This window comes from Pseudomonas sp. MD195_PC81_125 (genome assembly GCF_014060985.1).
In the GTDB taxonomy this organism is placed as follows: domain Bacteria; phylum Pseudomonadota; class Gammaproteobacteria; order Pseudomonadales; family Pseudomonadaceae; genus Aquipseudomonas; species Aquipseudomonas parakoreensis.
Genome location: NZ_JABULD010000933.1, coordinates 1 through 739, shown reverse-complemented (window position 1 = coordinate 739; position 739 = coordinate 1). Strand labels below are relative to the sequence as shown.

Here is a 739-nt window from a genome sequence, read left to right as displayed (position 1 = left end):
ACGGCCAATGGCATAGCGTGGATTATTGGCGTAAACCGATTTGTGCTGTGACGCCGCCAATAGAAATCATCCCGTTCAGTGAGATAAAGGGAGAGTTGAGAAACCAGGTGTGAGGCGACCTGGCTACTATTCGTCGCCATCGGTACCAGGCTGTTCGCTGAGAGCTATGCTTATGGATGATTCACGTTCGAGTCAGTTTACCGACCGGCTGGAGGGATGAATGAATTTGGCGGCGTTTACCTCGCTGCTTTCCGCAGGCGAAAACATAAACGGGTGCCCACTCCCCGATTTAGATGCAGTGACATTCGCAGGTCTGCATTTTCCTTCCCGTGCATATTGCCTTGTTGCTGATTGGGTAATCTTGGATCTCGAAGTTACAACACGTCAACGAATAGCCATCACCGATAGAGGGCTTATCCCTGCCTTGGTTTACGCATTGACGGTTATCCAAGATAGAAAAGGTCGTTTTGCGCCTGGTGATTGGGTCAGATCAACGTTGGGGGTTTCCTTCACTCACAACTGCTTGTTTGAGACGAAAAATACGGTTTATGTGCTTATGGGAGCCGGCCGTAGGTTGCGCACAGATTTAGACATCGCACTGAGCTTGTGCTGAAGACCGCAGATTATGCTGCTCCCCTCCTGACCGCTTACTTCAGTTGTTGGTGTCACACTATGTTGGGAGCAGCCCGGCCCTGTATTTGAAGCGCAGCCCATCTGTGTCAATCTATGTTGCTGTTGT

The 739-nt window shown here is 50.3% G+C and carries 1 protein-coding gene; it reads left to right on the top strand.

The genetic code is table 11. From position 1 onward, the window contains the following. Positions 1 to 220: 220 nt before the first annotated feature. Positions 221 to 613, top strand: coding sequence for a hypothetical protein (locus HT737_RS30445; protein ID WP_140396033.1), 393 nt, complete (start codon positions 221 to 223; stop codon positions 611 to 613). Positions 614 to 739 lie beyond the last annotated feature (126 nt).

Bases quoted from the DNA above. Each gene is read 5' to 3' on its own strand.
- HT737_RS30445 (WP_140396033.1), top strand. From the start codon at position 221: ATGAATTTGGCGGCGTTTACCTCGCTGCTTTCCGCAGGCGAAAACATA.